General features: G+C 68.7%; 2 protein-coding genes. Both read right to left on the bottom strand.

Annotated elements, in window-relative coordinates; all coding sequences use genetic code 11:
• On the bottom strand, positions 1 to 393 hold a 393-nt coding region (locus ACRDUX_RS13900), incomplete at its 3' end, for a MarR family transcriptional regulator (RefSeq protein ID WP_526414611.1).
• The coding region (locus tag ACRDUX_RS13895; RefSeq protein WP_526414610.1) for a pyruvate, phosphate dikinase at positions 386 to 1,599 on the bottom strand (1,214 nt) is incomplete at its 5' end. The genes ACRDUX_RS13895 and ACRDUX_RS13900, both read right to left, overlap by 8 nt.

Here is a 1,599-nt window from a genome sequence, read left to right as displayed (position 1 = left end):
GATCGGCAGCACCGCTCGGTGGACACCACCGAGCCGACTCAACACCGCAGCGTCGTAGTCGGCGTCGGCATGATCATTCGGCGCGCCGTTCTTGAGCTGCCAGTCGGACACCAGGACCTTGAAATCGCGGTTCACTCCGCGGAATTCCTCGTAGGACCGCACGATCGCGTCATCGTCGACGTTGCTTCGTTCGTCGGCGAGCAGCTCGGTCAGGCGCGTCCGGCCGTCGGAGGACAATCGGATGGTCTTGCCGTCGGTCAACAGGCCAGCCTCGGTGAGCTGCTTGACTGTGAGAATTGCGCAGACCTCGTCCGTGTCGAGCGTTGCGGCAAGCGCCGCGGGCCGAACCCGGCCCTTGAGTCGCACGGCCTGCAGCAGCGTCAGCTCATCCATGGTCGGACCTCTCGGTGTGCAGCGGGTCGCGTTGATCGTCGGCAAGCCGGACCGCGGTCAGCATGGCGATCAGGGGACTGTCGCAGACCACATCGGTGCGGCCGGTCGCCAGCGCGTCGCGCACCGCGACCTCGCCCGTGTCGGCGAGTGCGGGATGCGTGCCGGCGGTGTGGGCTCGCAGTGGGCTGACACGGCGGGCGAGCGCCGCCAGCGCAATCAGATCGGGGCTGTCGCATTCGGACCAGGCCACCAAGGTCAGCGCGCCCTCGCGCACCTCACCTTCGCCGCCGTCGATCGTGATCACCTTGCCATCGAGTGCGGCGGCCAACCCTGCGCCGCAGCCCACCACGGCAGGCCTACCGAGCTCGCGACTCACCACCGCGGCATGGGAGGTGGTGCCGCCGTACTCGGTAACGATGGCGCGGGCCGCCATCATCCCGGCGACGTCGTCGGGGCTTGTCGAGCTGCGAACCAGGATCACGTCCTCGTCTTCGTCGGCGGCGTCGAGCGCAGCGTCGATGTCGGCGTAGGCAGTGCCCGACGCAACACCCGGGCTGGCTGGCAAACCCTTCGCCAATAGCCTTGCGGCGAAACGCGCCTCGGGTTGGAGCGCGGGTGACAGCAGTGTCCGGACCTGCTCGGGGGTGACCCGTCGCACCGCTTCGGCGTCGTCGATGAGACCGGCGTCGCGGAACTTCAGCGCCAGCCGCACGGCGGCCTGTGGGGACCGCTTCGCGACGCGGGTCTGCAGCAGCCAGAGTCGGCCCGCTTCGACGGTGAACTCGATGTCCTGCACATCGCGACTGAGCCGTTCGAGCTGATTCGCCGCCGCCATCAGCTCGGTGAACACCGTTGGCTGCGCGTCACGCAACGCATCGAGAGGCAGGCAGTCGAAGGTGCCCGAGACCACGTCCTCGCCCTGCGCCACTGGTAACCATTCGCCCAGCGGCTCGTCGGCACCCGTGGCCGGATTGCGGCTGAACAGGACGCCGGTGCCCGAGTCGTCACCGAGGTTGCCGAACACCATCGCCTGCACCACGACCGCGGTGCCCGCGCCGGCGTCCAACCCGTGATGCGCGCGGTAGGCCACTGCCCGCGGACTGTGCCATGACGCGATCACTGCCTCGATCGCGCCACGAAGTTGGACGAACGGGTCGACGGGGACGCCGGCGGACGCGTCCGCGTCGAGCACGATCTTGCGATACA

Origin of the sequence: Mycobacterium sp. (genome assembly GCF_050701675.1) — a bacterium.
Taxonomy (GTDB): domain Bacteria; phylum Actinomycetota; class Actinomycetes; order Mycobacteriales; family Mycobacteriaceae; genus Mycobacterium.
The sequence above is the reverse complement of the archived record's forward strand: the minus strand, read 5'-3'. Positions and strand labels throughout refer to the sequence as shown.